This window comes from Falsirhodobacter xinxiangensis (assembly GCF_004959935.1).
Taxonomy (GTDB): Bacteria; Pseudomonadota; Alphaproteobacteria; order Rhodobacterales; family Rhodobacteraceae; genus Falsirhodobacter; species Falsirhodobacter xinxiangensis.
In genome coordinates this window covers 92,404-107,331 of the sequence record NZ_SMYN01000004.1, presented here as the reverse complement: position 1 = coordinate 107,331, position 14,928 = coordinate 92,404, and the positions used below count along the sequence as shown (strand labels likewise).

Sequence of the window (14,928 nt, the reverse complement as noted above, 5' to 3'; positions counted from 1 at the left end):
GGATTCTCCTATCGGCCAAGTGTCTGGATGACGCCGCGAAGCCGTTCATCTTCGCGGTCAAGGAAGCTTTGCCCAAGCTCGTAGGCGCGCTGCACCTCGATCATTCGGGCGATTTCTGCCACGGGCTGGACGTTTGACTCTTCGAGGCTGCCCTGAAAGATCACGGCGCCCTCGACCGGCTCGGTCGCTTGCGTCGCGAAAAGCGTGCCACCTTGATGGCGCAGGTCCAGGGGATCGACGGGCTGGAACAGGCCGATCTGGCCGATGGGCTGGCCGTTCGCGGACACGGTTCCGTCCTGCGCCACCGCCACCTGCCCCGCATCCGGCGGAACGAAAATCGGCGCGCCGCCGATGTCCAGCAGCAGGTGCCCGTCGGCGTTCACCAACTCCCCGGCATCCGAAGGGGTGAAGCTGCCCGCCCGCGTCAGGCGTTCGCCATCAGGGGTCTGGACGGCGAAGAAGCCCTCGCCCTGAATGGCGAAATCGAAGGCAGCGCCGGTGGTGGTGATCCCCGCCTGAGACAGGTCCATATGCCGCGCCGAGGCGTGGGCCATCGACAGCGATTCACCCCCTTCGGTCCGCTTGACGTGTTCGGCGAAGATCACCCCTTCGCGCCGGAAGCCGGTGGTCGAGATGTTGGCGATGTTATGCGCCGTAACCTGCATTTCCTTCATCAGGCCGGATTGGCGCGTCAGGGCGACGTAATCCATCACCGCCCCGCGATCTGGGGGATGATCGCGTCGGTGAAGAACGCGACCAGCGTGGTGGTCATGAAACTCATGGAAACCCAGAACACGACCAGCATCGCACCCACCTTGGGCACGAAGGTCAGCGTCATCTCCTGCACCGAGGTAAGCGCCTGAAACAGACCGATTACCACACCCGCGATCAACGCGACCGCAAGCAACGGCGCCGAGATCTGCACCGAAATCCACAGCGCCTGTCGCAGCGTGTCATAGATCTGGCTGTCGGTCATACCGGCATCCTCAGGATTTCCTGATAGGCCTCGACCACCTTGTCGCGGATGGTCACGGCCGTTTCGATCGCGGTTTCCGACGCGGCCAGCGCCTGCACCAGCGCGTGCGGATCGGCCCCGCCAGTCATCGCGGCGGCGGCGGTCTGTTCGCCCCGCGCCACCGTCTGGGCAAAGTCGTTGGCAATGCGCGTGAAGGCGTTGCCGGAGCCCGGCTCCGCCTCGGCCACCTGTTTGGCCTGGGCATAATTCTTGGCGACAAGAGAGGCGGTGACTTCCATTCTGGAACTCCTTTATCGGCGCAGAAGCTCGAACAGGCTCTGCGTCATCTGACGGGCCTGATCGAACATACGAAGGTTGGCGTCATAGCTGCGCTGGGCCTCGCGCGCGTCGGCGACCTCGATCACCAGATCGACGTTGGACCCGTCGTAATGGCCCGTTTCATCCGCCAGAGGGTGCGAGGGGGAATAGATGCTTTGCAGCTCTGATCGGTCCAGCCGGACAGGCTGGGGCGCGACGCCGCCATCCACGGTTTCGGCAAAGCTGACCAGCTTGCGGTGGTATCCGGGCGTGTCGGCATTGGCGATGTTTTCCGACACATGGCGCAGACGCTGGGCCTGCGACTGCATGCCCGTGGCCGAGGCGGCAAGGCTTTTGAGAAGGTCCGACATCAGCGCCGCCCCAGACTGGTGCGGAGCATGTCCGACGTTGCACGATAGATCGACAGCGCCATGTCATGCTGCTGCCGGACTTCGACCGCCTTCACCATCTCCACCTCCAACGACACGGTATTGCCGTTCGGGTCGGCCATGGCGGGTTGGCTACGGGGGGCGGGAACGGGCTGTTCGGTCGCGCCCAGATGCCCGTTGCGCGTCGTTTTCATGGCGCCCTGCGCCTGATAGGCCTGCGCAAAATCCGGCAGGTCACGCGCCTTGTATCCGGGCGTGTCGGCATTGGCGATGTTCTGCGACACCACCCCCATCCGCGCCCCGGCATGGGACGCCATGGCCTGCGCCATGCGGGTGAGTTCCAGTTTTTCAAACATCGGGGCTTCTCCCTCGATCCACTTCACCAAGGCTTAAGAGTGATTCCTTTAGAAACGGTAAGCGTCGAACAAAGGGAGAAACCTGTGGACATCTTCGATGGGCTGAAGGCCGAACTGGGCGCGGTGCGCGGCACGTTCCGCGTGGGGCGCGTGACCGAACTGGGGCGGGGCACACTGCGCGTCGGCGGGCTGTCGGACGTGGCGGCGCTGGGCGACCGCGTGGCCCTGCGCGGGCGGGGCGGAGAGGTGCTGCGGATCGCGCCGGATGGGCTGACCGTGCTGCCGGACGAGGCCGCCGAGGGGCTGTCCATCGGCGACATGGTGGAGCTGATCGGGCCTGCCACCATCGCGCCGCATGACGGCTGGATCGGGCGGGTGGTCGATCCTTCCGGCAATCCTCTGGACGGTCGTGCGCTGTTCCGCGGCCCGGTCCAGCGCCCGCTGCGCGCGCCGCCCCCGCCCCCGGCACAGCGCCGCGCAATGGGGGAACGCCTGGCCACCGGCACCGCGATCTTCGACACGATGCTGCCTTTGGTGCGCGGCCAGCGGATCGGGCTTTTCGCAGGCTCGGGCGTCGGTAAATCCTCGCTTCTGGCGAAATTCGCGCGGGGCGTGGCCGCGGATGTCGTCGTCATCGCCCTGATCGGCGAGCGGGGGCGCGAGGTGCGCGAGTTTACCGACAAGGTGCTGGGGCCGGAGGGGATGGCGCGGTCGGTGGTCGTGACCGCGACGTCGGACCAGTCGCCGCTGGTGCGCCGCCGCTGCGCGTGGTCGGCTATGGCGGTGGCCGAGCATTTCCGCGACCAGGGGCTGCATGTGCTGCTGCTGGCCGATTCGATCACCCGCTTTGCCGAGGCGCATCGCGAGGTCGCCATCGCGGGCGGCGAGGAAGGAAACCTGCGCGGCTTTCCCCCGTCCACCTCGCACACGATCATGTCGCTGGCGGAACGCGCGGGGCCCGGGGCGGGCGATCAGGGCGACATCACGGCGGTATTTTCGGTGCTCGTCGCCGGGTCCGATATGGAGGAGCCGGTGGCCGACATCCTGCGCGGCACCATCGACGGGCATGTGGTGATGGACCGCAAGATCGCCGAACGCGGGCGGTTCCCGGCGATCGACCTGCTGCGGTCGGTATCGCGCAGCCTGCCGGCTGCGGCGACGGCGGACCAGAACGCGGTCATCGCCAACGCGCGCCGCCTTTTGGGCGCATGGGACCGGGCCGAGATGATGGTGCAGGCCGGGCTTTATGCCAAAGGGTCCGACCCGCTGGTGGATGCCGCGATCAAAGTCTGGCCGGCGCTCGATGCCTTCATGGCCGAGGATTCGGACGGGATCGAAAGCAGCTTCGACCGCCTTGCCGCTAGCCTGCGATGATGCTCAGAATCGAGGCGGTGGACCCCTGCCCGCCCTGCAGCAGTTGCAGCGCCGATGCGCCCGGCGCCGTCGAGGAGATCCCCCCCGTCGCCTGCGACAACGCCATGAAGCGGCGGATCAGTTCGTCCACCTTCTCGGGTTCCGCGAACTGGCTGGCCGAACTGTCGCCGAAGATCGCGCCCGCCTTGTCCTTCAGTACCGAAAGCTGTTGGTCGACGTCGATGGACCCGAAGGACGTGGGCAGCCCGAAAGCGGTCTGAAACAGGTTCCGAAGGGGTTCCGAGCCCAGGATCGTGAACCATTTCGTATCTTCACTGGTGTTCTTCGCAGCCAGCAAGGGCAACTCGCGTTGGGCGTTCATCGCAACGCGCATGTCATTGTTCTGTTTGCCCACCGCGATCTCGAATTGTCGGTCGCGATACTGCGTCAGGATCTTGTCTGCGAAATCGGACATCTTGGTGTTCGGGATGGGAAAATCCCCGAAGCCGAACGCCTTGGACAGCGCGAGGTACTGCTTGTCCGCCAGACGGTTCGCCAAGGCGCCGGTGTCCAGCGTGCCATCTTCCAGCACTTTTCGAACGAAATACTTGTTGTCGATATCGGCATCCAGCCCGAACGCCCCGAGCGCCACTTTCATCAGGCGGCGGTCGGAAACCAGTTCCTCGGCCGAAGAAATCTTGCCGATATTGGCGCGGAAATATTCTTCGTCCCGCAGGTTGGCGGGCGATTTTTCAAACGCCGCCTGCTGGTTTTCCATGGTCCGCTGAAGAAAGGCCCAGCCGCCATAGCCCCCCATCGGAATGATGGGCGTAAAGCTCATGCGGCGCCCACCGACATCAGCCGTTCCTCGCGCGGCAGAAGGCTCCGCAACGCCTTCAGCGCGACGTAGTTCTCGCCCGCCAGCACAGCCGTCGTCGCCTGCGTCAGAAGCTCGCGGCTGTCGAAATCGACCAGCACCTGGCTGAGTTGTTCGATGCCGCGCAGCAGCTGACCGCGCGCCTCGGCAGGGTCGGCATCGCCCGACAGGACAAGCTGCGCGACATAGCAGACACGGCGCACGGGCGTGTTCACCTGATCCGGGTGGATCGCGTCACGCAGCCGCAGGATATGGGCGTTGGGTGTGACGATGGACAGTTTCGTGCGGCGGTCGCCATTCTCCACGACAGCGCCGTTGATCAGCACGCGTTCATGGGGGCCAAGCTTCAACACGAGGCCGCTCATGCGCCCACCTCGCCGCGCAAGCCGCGCATCACGGATGTATTGATCTCGACCAGCACGCCGACCTCGGCCTCGCCCTGCAAAAGCTTGCGGCTATGCTGTTCCGTGAATTGGTAAAGATAGAAAAGCTGGGCGCGAAGCGGTGCGGGCAATCCGTTCCCAGAACCGGCCACATCTGCCGCCAAGGTCGACCAGAGCTTCAGGTTGTCGCTGACCGCCACGGCAAAGGCCGGGAAGTCCTGCCCTGTCTGCGCAAGGCGTTTGGTTACCTGCGCGAAGACGTCATATTCAATGCCGCGCGGGGTGCGAGAGGGGGCGTCGCTTTGCGCGTATGCGCTGCGATGCGGATGAAGTGCGGTCAATTCGGATTCTCCGATGGGCTTTGAAAAGCGAAACGGGGCCGGGTCAAACCCGGCCCCGTAAGGTCATCAGCGGAACAGCGACATGATGCTCTGCGGTGCCTGGTTGGCGATCGACAGTGCCTGGATGCCCAGCTGCTGCTGCACCTGCAGCGCCTGGAGGCGGGCCGAGGCTTCTTCCATGTTGGCATCGACCATCGCGCCGATCCCGTTCTTCAGCGTGTCGGACAATTTCGAAACAAAGTCCGACTGCATGGACAGGCGACGCTCGGACGAGCCGAATGACGCGGCGGCGTTGGTCGCCGTAGTCAGAAGGCCGTCGATGGCGCCCAATGCGGCGGTCGCACCCGCAGCGGTGGACACGTCGATTGCCGCAAGGCCGCCCAGGCCGCCCGCATTGGCGTTCGAGAATTGACCCGACACCACCATGTCGTTGCCCGAGGTATTGGTCAGCGTCAGGGTGCCGGCGGTGCCGCTGTCATAGCTGACCTCCAGCCCGTCGATCCCCAGCTTTTCGATCGCGTTCTTCATCCCCACAGCGGCAAGGTCGGCCGGGGTGGCAGACGCGATGTCGGATTTGCTGAAGGTGTAGGTCGCGGATTTACCGCCGATCGTCAGCGAGATGGAATCGCCCGCAGCAAAGCCCGCCGTGTCGTCGAAGACGACATCGGTCGTGCCGGTGGTCGCATCCATCGTCGCGCCGAACGTGTCCGCGCCGGTCGACGCGCCGGTCGTGCCGGTAAAGGCGGCCTTGGCGGTGTAACCGCCGATCGACAGGTTCTGCGCCGCGACGCTGATCGTGTCGGTTTCGACCGTCGCGCCGTTGCGGTTCAGCGAGGACAGAACGTCCATCCCTGCGCCGCCGTTCACGAGGTTGACGCCGTTCAGCTGCGCCGCGCCGACCACCGCGCCGATCTGTTCTCGCAGGGCGACCACGTCGGTCTGGATCTTGGTGCGGTCGGCGTCGCTGCCGCCCTGTGCCGCCACGATCTTGGTCTTCATTTCGGTCAGCAGGTTGGTGACGGTTTCTGCGGCGGTCCGCGCCACGGCCACGGTCGAGGAGCCGACCGAGAGCGCATCCGTCACGCCCTTGAAGCTGCTGACGTCCGATTCCATCGTCTTGGAGATGGCCCAGACGGCTGCGTTGTCCTTCGACGAGCCGATGGCCTTGCCGGTCGAAATCTCGGACTGGACCTGGGTCAGGTTGCTGTTGATGCCCTTCATCGTCTGGAGGGCAACCATCGCGCTGGAGTTGGTCAGGATCGAAGACATGTCATATTCCTCTGGGCCGACCGCTTTTGCGGGGCCGATTTGTCATGAAGATGTGTCGTGACGCTTCGCGCCTGACGGTCGCGATCCCCCGGACCCGCCGTGCCATCCGTCTTGGATGCAGGGTTTGTTCTGATGCCGAATCTCTAACGGAATCCTAATCCACACACACCCGATCCAGCGCATTTGAGCTAAAGCCGCTGCATCATCGCGAGCGATGCGCCTTCCTCTGCCCGGCGGCCCTTGCCGTCATAGGTCACGAGGCGCCCACCGTCGGTGCCCATTGCGCGAATCTCGGCCAGTCGCCACCGTGCGGCACGCACGCCCTTGCCTGCCGCATCCAGCAGCGAAGCCGCCTCGGCAGCACGCGCGCGGACCCCGGCCAGCGCCGCCGCGTCGGCAGGGTCCATGGCGGCAAGCGCGCGCTCCATATCCTTGGCAATGCCCTCCAGCGCGTCGATATCACCCGCGCGCAGTCGCTCGATCAGACCGTCCAGCGTTTCCAGCAGGGTCATTCCTTGCCCCCCATCGCGCGGAACAGCGCCTCGGTCAGGCCGATTCCTCCGTTGGCGACCATCGCGCCCGCCTGTTCCTGCCGCAGGAAGGACGCGAACTGCTCCTCTCCGACCCCGCCGCCGAAACTGCCCTCCATCGCGCCAAGTCCGGCATGGGACAGCATTTCGGACAGAAACGCGGTCTCCAACTGCGCGGCCTTTTCGCGCAAGGGCACCTGTGGCGTGGGTATCGTAACGGGCGGGATCATGAGCGTGTCCTTTGCATTCTGCATCGCGCGGCGACTGTCGCCCCACCGGAGTAAAGATTCGGTAAGGGTTCCCGGCGATCATCGCGACAGGAAAGCGAAAGAATTCGTCATGCTGATCGGCGCCCGGTTGATCCCCCTCATGTTCCCCATGCTCGCACCTTCGGTGGAAGGCGCGGATATCATCGCGTTCGATATCGGGCTGGGTGGCGAGGGCGAAGGCGCCATGCCGCCGCCCGACCTTCTGGCCGCCGAGCCGGAGGAGGAATTGGACGAATCGGAGGAGGAGCCGCCCGAGGAGATCGGCGTCGATCCCGCCGTCGCCCCGCCCTGCTGGTGGCCGGCGGACCCCGAACCCGTGGATGCCGCCGCAAGTCCGGCGCCGACCATGATCGAAGCGGATGGCGCGACCGCCATTCCTGAGGTGGACGTCCCCACCGAAGCGGCGACCCGCCTGCCTGTCGAAGCAGAGATCGCGAAGGGTGCGGTCCCAACCACCGATGCGCCGCAGCCGAGTGACCAGACGCCCGATGCGCAGACGCAAGCCGAGCCATCGCCCGAATCGCAGCCCGACCCACAATCCGACTCGCAAGGCGACAGGCCCGAACCGCCCGATCCGAAGCGCGCCGATCCCGCGCCGGTCGAACCGGCAGCGCTGGAACCCACCCCGCCCGAAGCCGCCCGACCCGAGCCGCAGCGCAGCCCGGAACGTCAGCCTTCGGTCGATGAGGTCGCGCGCCGCTCGGCTCCGGCCGAAGCCCCCCCGGGCCCAGTCGAACCCGCGCCGCAGACCGACGGTCTTGGCGACATTCAGGTCATGTTCGAACGCGAGGGGGACGCCACGCGCATCACCCTCGTGGCAGAGCGGGCGGAGACGGTGGACCTGATGCGCCGCCACGCCGACCAACTCCAGAACGAGCTCGCGCGCGAGGGGCTGGCGGATGCGGATCTGAACTTTGCCGAACGCGAGCAGAACCGCCGGCACGACGGCGAAGCAGCCGCTACCGAGGCGGCTCCCGCCATCGCCCTCCCCCCTTCCGTGCCCATGTCGGGCCTCGATCTTCGCCTGTAAGGACATATCATGGACGTGACGGCCACCACTTCGGTGACGACGAAAACCTCTGCTGCGACCACCGCGCAGACGGCGACGAATTCCGACTATCAGACCTTCCTCAAGATGCTGACGACGCAGCTTCAGCATCAGGACCCGCTCAGCCCGATGGAATCGTCGGATTTCGCGGTTCAGCTTGCGACGTTTTCCGGGGTCGAACAGCAGACGGTCACGAACCAGCTTCTGGAGGGCCTGGGCGCGCGCATCGACGGGATGGCGATGTCCGATCTGGCGGGGTGGCTGGGGCGCGAGGCGCGCGTGGTTGCCCCGGCACTGGTCGATGGCGATCCGGTGACGATCTCGCCCAACCCGCCCGCAGCGGCGGATCGCGCGGTGCTGGTGGTGAAGGATGCGGATGGCAAGGTCGTCACGCGCGAGGATATTCCGTTGACCGCCAAGCCAATGGAATGGACCCCCAAGGACATCGAAGGGCGCGGCCTGCCCACCGGCCTCTATACGTTCGAACTGGAAACCCATGCGGGTGAAAAACCGCTGGGAACGCAGCCGGTGGAAATCTATGCCCGCATCGTCGAGGCGCGGGGCAGCGCGACCGGCCCCAAGCTGGTGCTGCCCGGCGGGGTGGAGGTCGCATCTTCGGCCGTGACCGCCCTGCGCGACTAGATCAGCGCGCCGACCGCCACGCCCACCAGCGCCAGTGCCGCACCCGTCGCCATCCAGCGCAGCTTGCCCGGGCGCTGGATCACCACCGTCTTGGCATCGTCACGGATCAGCCGCGCTTCCACCATCTCGGGCAGGCGCGGGCCGAAGCGGGCAAGAACGCGGCCCGTGCGGACAAGATCGCGCATCAGTGCCTTCGGCCCGATATTTTCGCGGATATAGGCTTCGACCACCGGACGCGCGACCTGCCAGATGTTGATATGCGGGTCCAGCGAGCGTGCGACGCCTTCGACCACCACCATCGTGCGTTGTAGCAGGATCAGTTCCGTCCGCGTCTGCATCCCGAAGCGTTCCGTCACCTCGAACAGATAGGACAGCAGCCGCGCCATCGAGATGTGGGTGGCATCCATGCCGAAGATCGGCTCGCCCACCACGCGCAGGGCGCGGGCGAATTCGTCGATGTCGCGGTCGCGCGGGACATATCCGGCTTCGAAATGCACTTCGGCCACGCGGCGGTAATCGCGGCGGATGAAGCCATACAGAATCTCGGCATAGACGCGGCGGGTATAGTCGTCCAGTCGCCCCATGATGCCGAAGTCATAGGCGATGATCGCGCCGTCCGGCCCGACCTTCAGGTTGCCGTGATGCATGTCGGCATGGAAGAACCCGTCGCGCAGGGCGTGGTTCAGGAACAGTTGCAGCACGCGCGATGCCAGCGCGGGCCGGTCATGCCCCGCCGCGTCCAGCGCCGCCACATCCGACAGGGCGATGCCGTCGGCCCAGTCCATCGTCATCACCGTGCGGCCCGACAGGTTCCAGACCGGCACCGGGACGCGGAATCCAGCATCGTCCTTGGTGTTCGCCTCGAACTCGGCGGCGGCGGCGGATTCCAGACGCAGGTCCAATTCGCCCTGCACCACACCGTCGAAATGCGCGACCACGTCCATCGGGCGCAGACGGCGCGAGAAAGGCAGGAACGCCTCGACCAGCTTGGCCCCGAAGTAGAAGGCGTCGATATCCACGCGGAAGGCGCGCTCGATCCCCGGACGCAGGATCTTTACCGCCACGTCGCGCCCATCCGCCAGACGCGCCCGGTGGACCTGCGCGATCGAGGCGGCGGCAACAGGCTCGGAAAACTCGGTAAAGGCGTCGCTGCCCAGTTCCGCCGTGATCGCATCGCGCGCCAGCTGGGTCGAAAACGGCGGCAGCTGGTCCTGCAAGAACCGCAACTGCATCGCCAGTTCCGCGCCCACGATATCGGGGCGGGTCGAAAGGATCTGGCCGAACTTGATATAGGCGGGGCCAAGCGCGGTGATCGCCCGCGTCACGGGCGGCAGCGCGGGATCGCCCTTCAGCCCCATCCACTTGAACGGCCATGCCAGCGCATGGGCCGCCATCCGCAGACGCGCGGGCGCTTCGGCCTGTTCCAGCATGATCGGCAGCGCGCCCGTCCGCTCGAACGTGGCCAGCGTGCGGATCAGCCGCAGGATGTTGTGCGGACCCCTCAAATCTTCCAGCCCGAATGCAGCGCGGCAATGCCCATCGACAGGTTGCGGTATTTCACAAGATCGAAGCCCGCCGTGCGGATCATCTCTGCGAACGTCTCCTGATCGGGGAATTTGCGGATCGATTCGACCAGATACTGATAGCTGTCGCGGTCGCCCGTCACCATCTGACCCATCGCCGGGATGACGTTGAAGCTGTAGGCGTCATAGGCCTTCTGCATGGCCGCGTTGGGCAGGTGGCTGAATTCCAGCACCATCAGCCGCCCGCCGGGACGCAACACGCGATACGCCTCGTTCAGCGCGTCCTGCACTCGGGTCACGTTCCGGATGCCGAAGCTGATCGTATAGACGTCGAAGCTATTGGACGGCAGCGGCAGCGCCATCGCGTCGCCCACGACCCAATCGAGCCGGTCCGCCATATTGCCCGCATCGGCGCGTTGCCGCCCCGAGATCAGCATGGATTCCGTCATGTCCAGCACGACCGCCTTGGACCCCGCCGCGCGTTTCAGGAACCGGAATGCGATGTCGCCCGTCCCGCCCGCCACGTCCAGCAGACGCTGGCCGGGGCGCGGGGCCAGCCAGTCCATCATCCCGTCCTTCCACAGCCGGTGGATGCCCGCCGACATCAGGTCGTTCATGATGTCATAGCGCGACGCGACCGAGGTGAAGACGCCATGGACCATCCCGGCCTTTTCGCCTTCGTCCACGGTGCGGAAGCCGAAATGCGTGGTCTTGTCGCTCATCTGACGTCTCCATATTTCGGGTGCAGGGTTATACCTTGCGTGGCCCAAGGAAAACCGCTTTGTCGCCCAGGAGAGCCCATGCCCGAACTGCCCGAAGTCGAAACCGTGCGCCGCGGGCTGGAGCCTGCGATGGTCGGCCATGTGATCGCAAGGGCCGAGGTCAACCGCGAGGGGCTGCGCTGGCCCTTTCCGCCGGACATGGCCGCGCGCCTGACGGGTCAGCGGGTGCTGGGGCTGCGGCGGCGGTCGAAATACATCCTTGCGGACCTGTCTTCGGGGGAAAGCCTGCTGATCCATCTGGGCATGTCGGGACGGATGCTCATTTCGGGCGCGGTGGTGGGCGAATTTCACCACCCCGCCCCGCTGAAGCACGACCATGTCGTGCTGGAGATGGAGACGGGCACCCGCGTCACCTTCAACGACGCACGCAGATTCGGGGCGATGGACCTGCTGGCGACGGATGCGGATCATCCGCTGCTGGCGGGTCTGGGGCCGGAGCCTTTGGGCAATGCCTTCGATGCCGAATATCTGGCGGGCCGTCTGCGCGGCCGCAGTCCGATCAAGACCGCGCTGCTGGATCAGCGCATTATCGCGGGCCTTGGCAACATCTATGTCTGCGAGGCGCTGTTCCGCGCGGGGCTCGATCCGCGTCATCCGGCAGGCGAGGTCGAGGCTGCGCCGCTGGTTCCGATCATCCGCGACGTTTTGTCCGAGGCCATCGCAGCGGGCGGCTCCTCGCTGAAGGATTACCGCCAGACGGGGGGCGAGCTGGGCTATTTCCAGCATAATTTCCGCGTCTATGGCCGCGAAGGGAAGCCCTGCCCCACCTGCGGAACCCCCATCGCGCGGATCGTGCAGGCGGGCCGGTCCACCTTCTTCTGCCCCGTCTGCCAGACTTGATCCGTCACGCATGCCTGATAAGTCACGAGGCAGCACAGCCGGAGAGAGCCATGGCCTATGACACGCTGATCGTCGAGATCGAGGATTACGTCGCCCTGATCCGCCTGAACCGGCCCGAGGCGCTGAACGCGCTGAACACCCGCATGATGGGCGAACTGGCCACGGCGCTGGCCGCCGCAGACCGCAACGACAAGGTGCGCTGCATCATCATCACCGGGTCCGACAAGGCCTTCGCCGCCGGGGCCGACGTGGCCGAGATGGCGGGCAAAAGCTTCACCGACACGTTCGGCGACGATCTGTTCGCCGCCGAATCGGAGGCGATCGGCCGCGTGCGCAAGCCGATCATCGCCGCCGTCGCCGGTTACGCGCTGGGCGGCGGATGCGAATTGGCGATGATGTGCGATTTCATCATCTGCGCCGACAACGCGAAATTCGGCCAGCCAGAGATCAACATGGGCATCGTCGCGGGCCTTGGCGGCAGCCAGCGCCTGACGCGATTCGTGGGCAAGTCCAAAAGCATGGAGATGCACCTGACGGGCCGTTTCATGGACGCAGCCGAGGCCGAGCGGTCGGGCCTCGTCAGCCGCGTCGTGCCGCTGAACAGCCTTCTGGAGGAGGCGCGCAAGGCCGCGGGCAAGATCGCCGAGAAATCCGCGCTGACCGTCATGGCGGTGAAGGAAGCCGTCAACCGCAGCTATGAGACGACGCTGGCCGAAGGTCTGCGATACGAACGGCGGCTGTTCCATTCCATGTTCGCGCTGGAGGATCAGAAGGAAGGCATGAGCGCCTTTCTTGAAAAGCGCAGCCCGCAGTTCCGTGACAGATAGGGTTGACTTCACGCCGACTCGTCCGTAAAGACCCGGCTTCAAGAATAGAACCCCGAACGAACCGGAACCCGATTAATGGCAAATACGCCCCAGTCCAAGAAGCGCGCCCGGCAGTCCGAGGCCCGCTACGCCGTCAACAAAGCGCGCCGTTCGCGCATCCGCACTTTCCTGCGCAAGGTCGAGGAAGCCATCGCTTCCGGCGATCAGACCGTGGCAACCGCCGCACTGCGCGAAGCCCAGCCCGAGCTGGCACGCGGCGTGACCAAAGGCGTTCTGCACAAGAACACCGTGTCGCGCAAACTGTCGCGCCTCTCGTCGCGCGTGAAGGCTCTGGGCACTGCTGCCGCAGCCTGATCTTCAGAAAATTATCCTTTAAAAAGCGCGCCTTAGGGCGCGCTTTTTTCATTTCCGCAACTACCCGTTGCCCATTTGCACAGGCGCTTGGGATTCGCTGCGACCATTTATCTGTCAACAGCGAAGTTCGGTTGCGGACCCCTCGGACCACGGGCTAGCGTCTGAGGGCGATTCACCTGTCCTGGGGGACATGACGTGATCGCGTCCAGATTTCGGTCCGGCTGCCCTGCGTCGCTTCGCGCGACATGGACCGAACGGGATGGATGCGATCGAATGGTTATGATGTCTGTGCCGTGTCTAGGCACCTTTATCCCGTATCGGGGGCGGCTTTGGCCGACCGCGATGCGTGACCTGTTTTCAAGGCCACCGGCAACGGTTGGTCGTCCCCTTCGGCTTGCCTGACGGCGAGCGGACCGTTGATAGCCAGAAAAACAAGAGGCTCCGAGCCTCGCGCGGCGATGGAGCGGTCAGGAAGAAGATGACGAACGAGAATTGGTCGAAGTTGCGTGAGGACCTCCTGCTGCATGTCGGCAAGAACAACTACGTCACCTGGATCGAACCTCTGAAGCTGACCAGCCTGTCGGACGGGACTGCGGAATTCGAGGTTCCGACCTCGTTCTTCGGCAACTGGGTCCAGCGCAATTTTTCCGACCATATCCGCCACCGTCTGAACGAGGCCGGCGCCGACGTCTCGCGCGTGTCCTTCTGTGTCGCCCGCGCCGGGCAGCCAGCCCCCGCCCCGCAGCCCGTGGCCGCCGCTCCGGCACCCGCCCCGGCGCAGGTGATCCGCCCGCGCGCCAAAAGCGACGAGGAGCTGAACGGCGCCCCGCTGGACCAGCGCTTCACTTTCGACAGTTTCGTCGTCGGCAAGCCGAACGAGCTTGCCCATGCCGCCGCCCGCCGCGTGGCCGAGGGCGGCCCCGTCACCTTCAACCCGCTGTTCCTCTATGGCGGCGTCGGCCTTGGTAAGACGCACCTGATGCACGCCATCGCGCATGAGCTTTCGGTGCGCCAGACGCATCTGCGCGTGCTCTATCTGTCCGCCGAACAGTTCATGTATCGCTTCGTGCAGGCCCTGCGCGAACGTCAGATCATGGACTTCAAGGAGCTGTTCCGCTCGGTCGATGTTCTGATGGTCGATGACGTGCAGTTCATCGCCGGCAAGGATTCGACGCAGGAGGAATTCTTCCACACGTTCAACGCGCTGGTGGACCAGAACAAGCAGATCGTCATCTCGGCCGACCGCGCACCGGGCGAGATCAAGGATCTGGAGGACCGCATCAAGTCCCGCTTGCAATGCGGGCTGGTGGTGGACCTGCACCCGACCGATTACGAACTGCGTCTGGGCGTGCTGCAACAGAAGGTCGAGGTCTATCGCGGCCAATACAAGGGCCTGAAGATCGCCGACGGCGTTCTGGAGTTTCTGGCCCACCGCATCACGACCAACGTGCGCGTGTTGGAAGGCGCGCTGACCCGTCTGTTCGCATTCGCCAGCCTCGTCCACCGCGAGATCACGCTGGAACTGACGCAGGACTGCCTTGCCGACATCCTGCGCGCGTCGGACCGCAAGGTCACGATCGAGGAGATCCAGCGCAAGGTCGCCGAACATTACAACGTCCGCCTGTCGGACATGATCGGCCCGAAGCGTGTCCGCACCATCGCCCGCCCGCGCCAGATCGCGATGTATCTTGCGAAACAGCTGACCCCGCGCAGCCTGCCGGAAATCGGTCGCCGCTTCGGCGGTCGCGACCACACCACGATCATGCACGGCGTTCGCAAGATCGAGGAATTGATGTCCACCGATTCGCAACTGGCCGACGATCTTCAGATGCTGCGCCGCTTGCTGCAGGGCTGACTTGACGCCCCGTGCAG

The 14,928-nt window shown here is 65.2% G+C and carries 20 protein-coding genes; 7 read left to right on the top strand and 13 right to left on the bottom strand.

Going from position 1 to position 14,928, the window contains the following annotated elements:
- Positions 1–8: 8 nt before the first annotated feature.
- Genes E2K76_RS06375 through E2K76_RS06355 form a run of 5 tightly spaced genes read right to left on the bottom strand, consistent with a single transcriptional unit; the run spans position 9 to position 2,018 of the window.
- Positions 9–710, bottom strand: a complete 702-nt coding sequence (locus E2K76_RS06375; protein ID WP_136683454.1) for a flagellar hook-basal body complex protein — start codon at positions 708–710, stop codon at positions 9–11.
- Positions 710–976 (bottom strand): flagellar biosynthetic protein FliQ, encoded by a 267-nt coding sequence (locus E2K76_RS06370; protein WP_136683453.1) that lies wholly within the window; start codon positions 974–976, stop codon positions 710–712. Before E2K76_RS06370 ends, E2K76_RS06375 begins: the two co-directional genes overlap by 1 nt.
- Positions 973–1,254 (bottom strand): flagellar hook-basal body complex protein FliE, encoded by a 282-nt coding sequence (fliE, locus tag E2K76_RS06365; protein ID WP_136683452.1) that lies wholly within the window; start codon positions 1,252–1,254, stop codon positions 973–975. The genes E2K76_RS06370 and fliE overlap by 4 nt, the downstream gene beginning before the upstream one ends.
- A gap of 12 nt (positions 1,255–1,266) precedes the next feature.
- Positions 1,267–1,644, bottom strand: coding sequence for a flagellar basal body rod protein FlgC (gene flgC / locus E2K76_RS06360; RefSeq protein ID WP_136683451.1), 378 nt, complete (start codon positions 1,642–1,644; stop codon positions 1,267–1,269).
- Entirely contained in the window at positions 1,644–2,018 is a 375-nt protein-coding gene (locus E2K76_RS06355) for a FlgB family protein (RefSeq protein ID WP_136683450.1), read from the bottom strand. The genes flgC and E2K76_RS06355 overlap by 1 nt, the downstream gene beginning before the upstream one ends.
- Before the next feature lie 84 nt (positions 2,019–2,102).
- On the opposite strand from E2K76_RS06355, the gene E2K76_RS06350 reads away from it, so the two are divergent.
- Complete coding sequence (locus E2K76_RS06350) at positions 2,103–3,392, top strand: FliI/YscN family ATPase (protein WP_246032912.1); 1,290 nt, start codon at positions 2,103–2,105, stop codon at positions 3,390–3,392.
- On the opposite strand, the gene E2K76_RS06345 is transcribed toward E2K76_RS06350, so the two are convergent.
- The 6 genes from E2K76_RS06345 to E2K76_RS06320 form a co-directional block, all read right to left on the bottom strand.
- Entirely contained in the window at positions 3,379–4,212 is an 834-nt protein-coding gene (locus E2K76_RS06345) for a DUF1217 domain-containing protein (RefSeq protein ID WP_136683448.1), read from the bottom strand. The two genes, E2K76_RS06350 and E2K76_RS06345, sit on opposite strands and share 14 nt — an antisense overlap.
- Entirely contained in the window at positions 4,209–4,613 is a 405-nt protein-coding gene (gene flbT / locus E2K76_RS06340; RefSeq protein ID WP_136683447.1) for a flagellar biosynthesis repressor FlbT, read from the bottom strand. The genes E2K76_RS06345 and flbT overlap by 4 nt, the downstream gene beginning before the upstream one ends.
- Positions 4,610–4,972, bottom strand: coding sequence for a flagellar biosynthesis regulator FlaF (gene flaF, locus E2K76_RS06335; protein WP_136683446.1), 363 nt, complete (start codon positions 4,970–4,972; stop codon positions 4,610–4,612). The genes flbT and flaF overlap by 4 nt, the downstream gene beginning before the upstream one ends.
- A 66-nt stretch (positions 4,973–5,038) precedes the next feature.
- Positions 5,039–6,241, bottom strand: a complete 1,203-nt coding sequence (locus E2K76_RS06330) for a flagellin (RefSeq protein ID WP_136683445.1) — start codon at positions 6,239–6,241, stop codon at positions 5,039–5,041.
- Between the two features lie 188 nt (positions 6,242–6,429).
- Positions 6,430–6,753: a hypothetical protein gene (locus tag E2K76_RS06325; protein ID WP_136683444.1), complete on the bottom strand. Its 324-nt coding sequence runs from the start codon at positions 6,751–6,753 to the stop codon at positions 6,430–6,432.
- The gene (locus tag E2K76_RS06320; protein ID WP_136683443.1) at positions 6,750–7,001 is read right to left on the bottom strand and encodes a rod-binding protein; all 252 of its coding nucleotides are present in this window, start codon (positions 6,999–7,001) and stop codon (positions 6,750–6,752) included. Before E2K76_RS06320 ends, E2K76_RS06325 begins: the two co-directional genes overlap by 4 nt.
- Before the next feature lie 109 nt (positions 7,002–7,110).
- Between E2K76_RS06320 and fliK the strand changes: the two genes are divergently transcribed.
- Both fliK and E2K76_RS06310 read left to right on the top strand, forming a co-directional pair.
- Positions 7,111–8,070 carry a flagellar hook-length control protein FliK gene (fliK, locus tag E2K76_RS06315; RefSeq protein ID WP_136683442.1) on the top strand — a complete coding sequence of 320 codons (960 nt, stop codon included), beginning with the start codon at positions 7,111–7,113 and terminating at the stop codon, positions 8,068–8,070.
- Between the two features lie 9 nt (positions 8,071–8,079).
- Entirely contained in the window at positions 8,080–8,730 is a 651-nt protein-coding gene (locus tag E2K76_RS06310) for a flagellar hook capping FlgD N-terminal domain-containing protein (RefSeq protein ID WP_136683441.1), read from the top strand.
- Here E2K76_RS06310 and ubiB read toward each other — a convergent pair.
- Both ubiB and ubiE read right to left on the bottom strand, forming a co-directional pair.
- Positions 8,727–10,235, bottom strand: coding sequence for a 2-polyprenylphenol 6-hydroxylase (gene ubiB, locus E2K76_RS06305; protein WP_136683440.1), 1,509 nt, complete (start codon positions 10,233–10,235; stop codon positions 8,727–8,729). The two genes, E2K76_RS06310 and ubiB, sit on opposite strands and share 4 nt — an antisense overlap.
- Positions 10,232–10,975, bottom strand: coding sequence for a bifunctional demethylmenaquinone methyltransferase/2-methoxy-6-polyprenyl-1,4-benzoquinol methylase UbiE (gene ubiE / locus E2K76_RS06300; RefSeq protein WP_136683439.1), 744 nt, complete (start codon positions 10,973–10,975; stop codon positions 10,232–10,234). The genes ubiB and ubiE overlap by 4 nt, the downstream gene beginning before the upstream one ends.
- Before the next feature lie 78 nt (positions 10,976–11,053).
- Here ubiE and mutM point away from each other — a divergent pair, with 78 nt between their 5' ends.
- From mutM to dnaA, 4 genes are all read left to right on the top strand, one after another.
- Positions 11,054–11,875 (top strand): bifunctional DNA-formamidopyrimidine glycosylase/DNA-(apurinic or apyrimidinic site) lyase, encoded by an 822-nt coding sequence (gene mutM / locus E2K76_RS06295; protein WP_136683438.1) that lies wholly within the window; start codon positions 11,054–11,056, stop codon positions 11,873–11,875.
- Positions 11,876–11,925: 50 nt separating this feature from the next.
- A complete protein-coding gene (locus E2K76_RS06290; RefSeq protein ID WP_136683437.1) occupies positions 11,926–12,702 on the top strand; it encodes an enoyl-CoA hydratase in 777 nt (258 codons plus the stop codon).
- 75 nt (positions 12,703–12,777) lie between these two features.
- On the top strand, positions 12,778–13,056 hold the full coding sequence (gene rpsT / locus E2K76_RS06285) for a 30S ribosomal protein S20 (RefSeq protein WP_136683436.1): 279 nt from the start codon (positions 12,778–12,780) through the stop codon (positions 13,054–13,056).
- Positions 13,057–13,534: 478 nt separating this feature from the next.
- Positions 13,535–14,911 (top strand): chromosomal replication initiator protein DnaA, encoded by a 1,377-nt coding sequence (gene dnaA, locus E2K76_RS06280; RefSeq protein WP_136683435.1) that lies wholly within the window; start codon positions 13,535–13,537, stop codon positions 14,909–14,911.
- Positions 14,912–14,928: the final 17 nt, after the last annotated feature.

Bases quoted from the DNA above. Each gene is read 5' to 3' on its own strand.
- E2K76_RS06375 (WP_136683454.1), bottom strand. From the start codon at position 710: ATGGATTACGTCGCCCTGACGCGCCAATCCGGCCTGATGAAGGAAATG.
- E2K76_RS06370 (WP_136683453.1), bottom strand. From the start codon at position 976: ATGACCGACAGCCAGATCTATGACACGCTGCGACAGGCGCTGTGGATT.
- fliE (WP_136683452.1), bottom strand. From the start codon at position 1,254: ATGGAAGTCACCGCCTCTCTTGTCGCCAAGAATTATGCCCAGGCCAAA.
- flgC (WP_136683451.1), bottom strand. From the start codon at position 1,644: ATGTCGGACCTTCTCAAAAGCCTTGCCGCCTCGGCCACGGGCATGCAG.
- E2K76_RS06355 (WP_136683450.1), bottom strand. From the start codon at position 2,018: ATGTTTGAAAAACTGGAACTCACCCGCATGGCGCAGGCCATGGCGTCC.
- E2K76_RS06345 (WP_136683448.1), bottom strand. From the start codon at position 4,212: ATGAGCTTTACGCCCATCATTCCGATGGGGGGCTATGGCGGCTGGGCC.
- flbT (WP_136683447.1), bottom strand. From the start codon at position 4,613: ATGAGCGGCCTCGTGTTGAAGCTTGGCCCCCATGAACGCGTGCTGATC.
- E2K76_RS06330 (WP_136683445.1), bottom strand. From the start codon at position 6,241: ATGTCTTCGATCCTGACCAACTCCAGCGCGATGGTTGCCCTCCAGACG.
- E2K76_RS06325 (WP_136683444.1), bottom strand. From the start codon at position 6,753: ATGACCCTGCTGGAAACGCTGGACGGTCTGATCGAGCGACTGCGCGCG.
- E2K76_RS06320 (WP_136683443.1), bottom strand. From the start codon at position 7,001: ATGATCCCGCCCGTTACGATACCCACGCCACAGGTGCCCTTGCGCGAA.
- fliK (WP_136683442.1), top strand. From the start codon at position 7,111: ATGCTGATCGGCGCCCGGTTGATCCCCCTCATGTTCCCCATGCTCGCA.
- E2K76_RS06310 (WP_136683441.1), top strand. From the start codon at position 8,080: ATGGACGTGACGGCCACCACTTCGGTGACGACGAAAACCTCTGCTGCG.
- ubiE (WP_136683439.1), bottom strand. From the start codon at position 10,975: ATGAGCGACAAGACCACGCATTTCGGCTTCCGCACCGTGGACGAAGGC.
- mutM (WP_136683438.1), top strand. From the start codon at position 11,054: ATGCCCGAACTGCCCGAAGTCGAAACCGTGCGCCGCGGGCTGGAGCCT.
- E2K76_RS06290 (WP_136683437.1), top strand. From the start codon at position 11,926: ATGGCCTATGACACGCTGATCGTCGAGATCGAGGATTACGTCGCCCTG.
- rpsT (WP_136683436.1), top strand. From the start codon at position 12,778: ATGGCAAATACGCCCCAGTCCAAGAAGCGCGCCCGGCAGTCCGAGGCC.
- dnaA (WP_136683435.1), top strand. From the start codon at position 13,535: ATGACGAACGAGAATTGGTCGAAGTTGCGTGAGGACCTCCTGCTGCAT.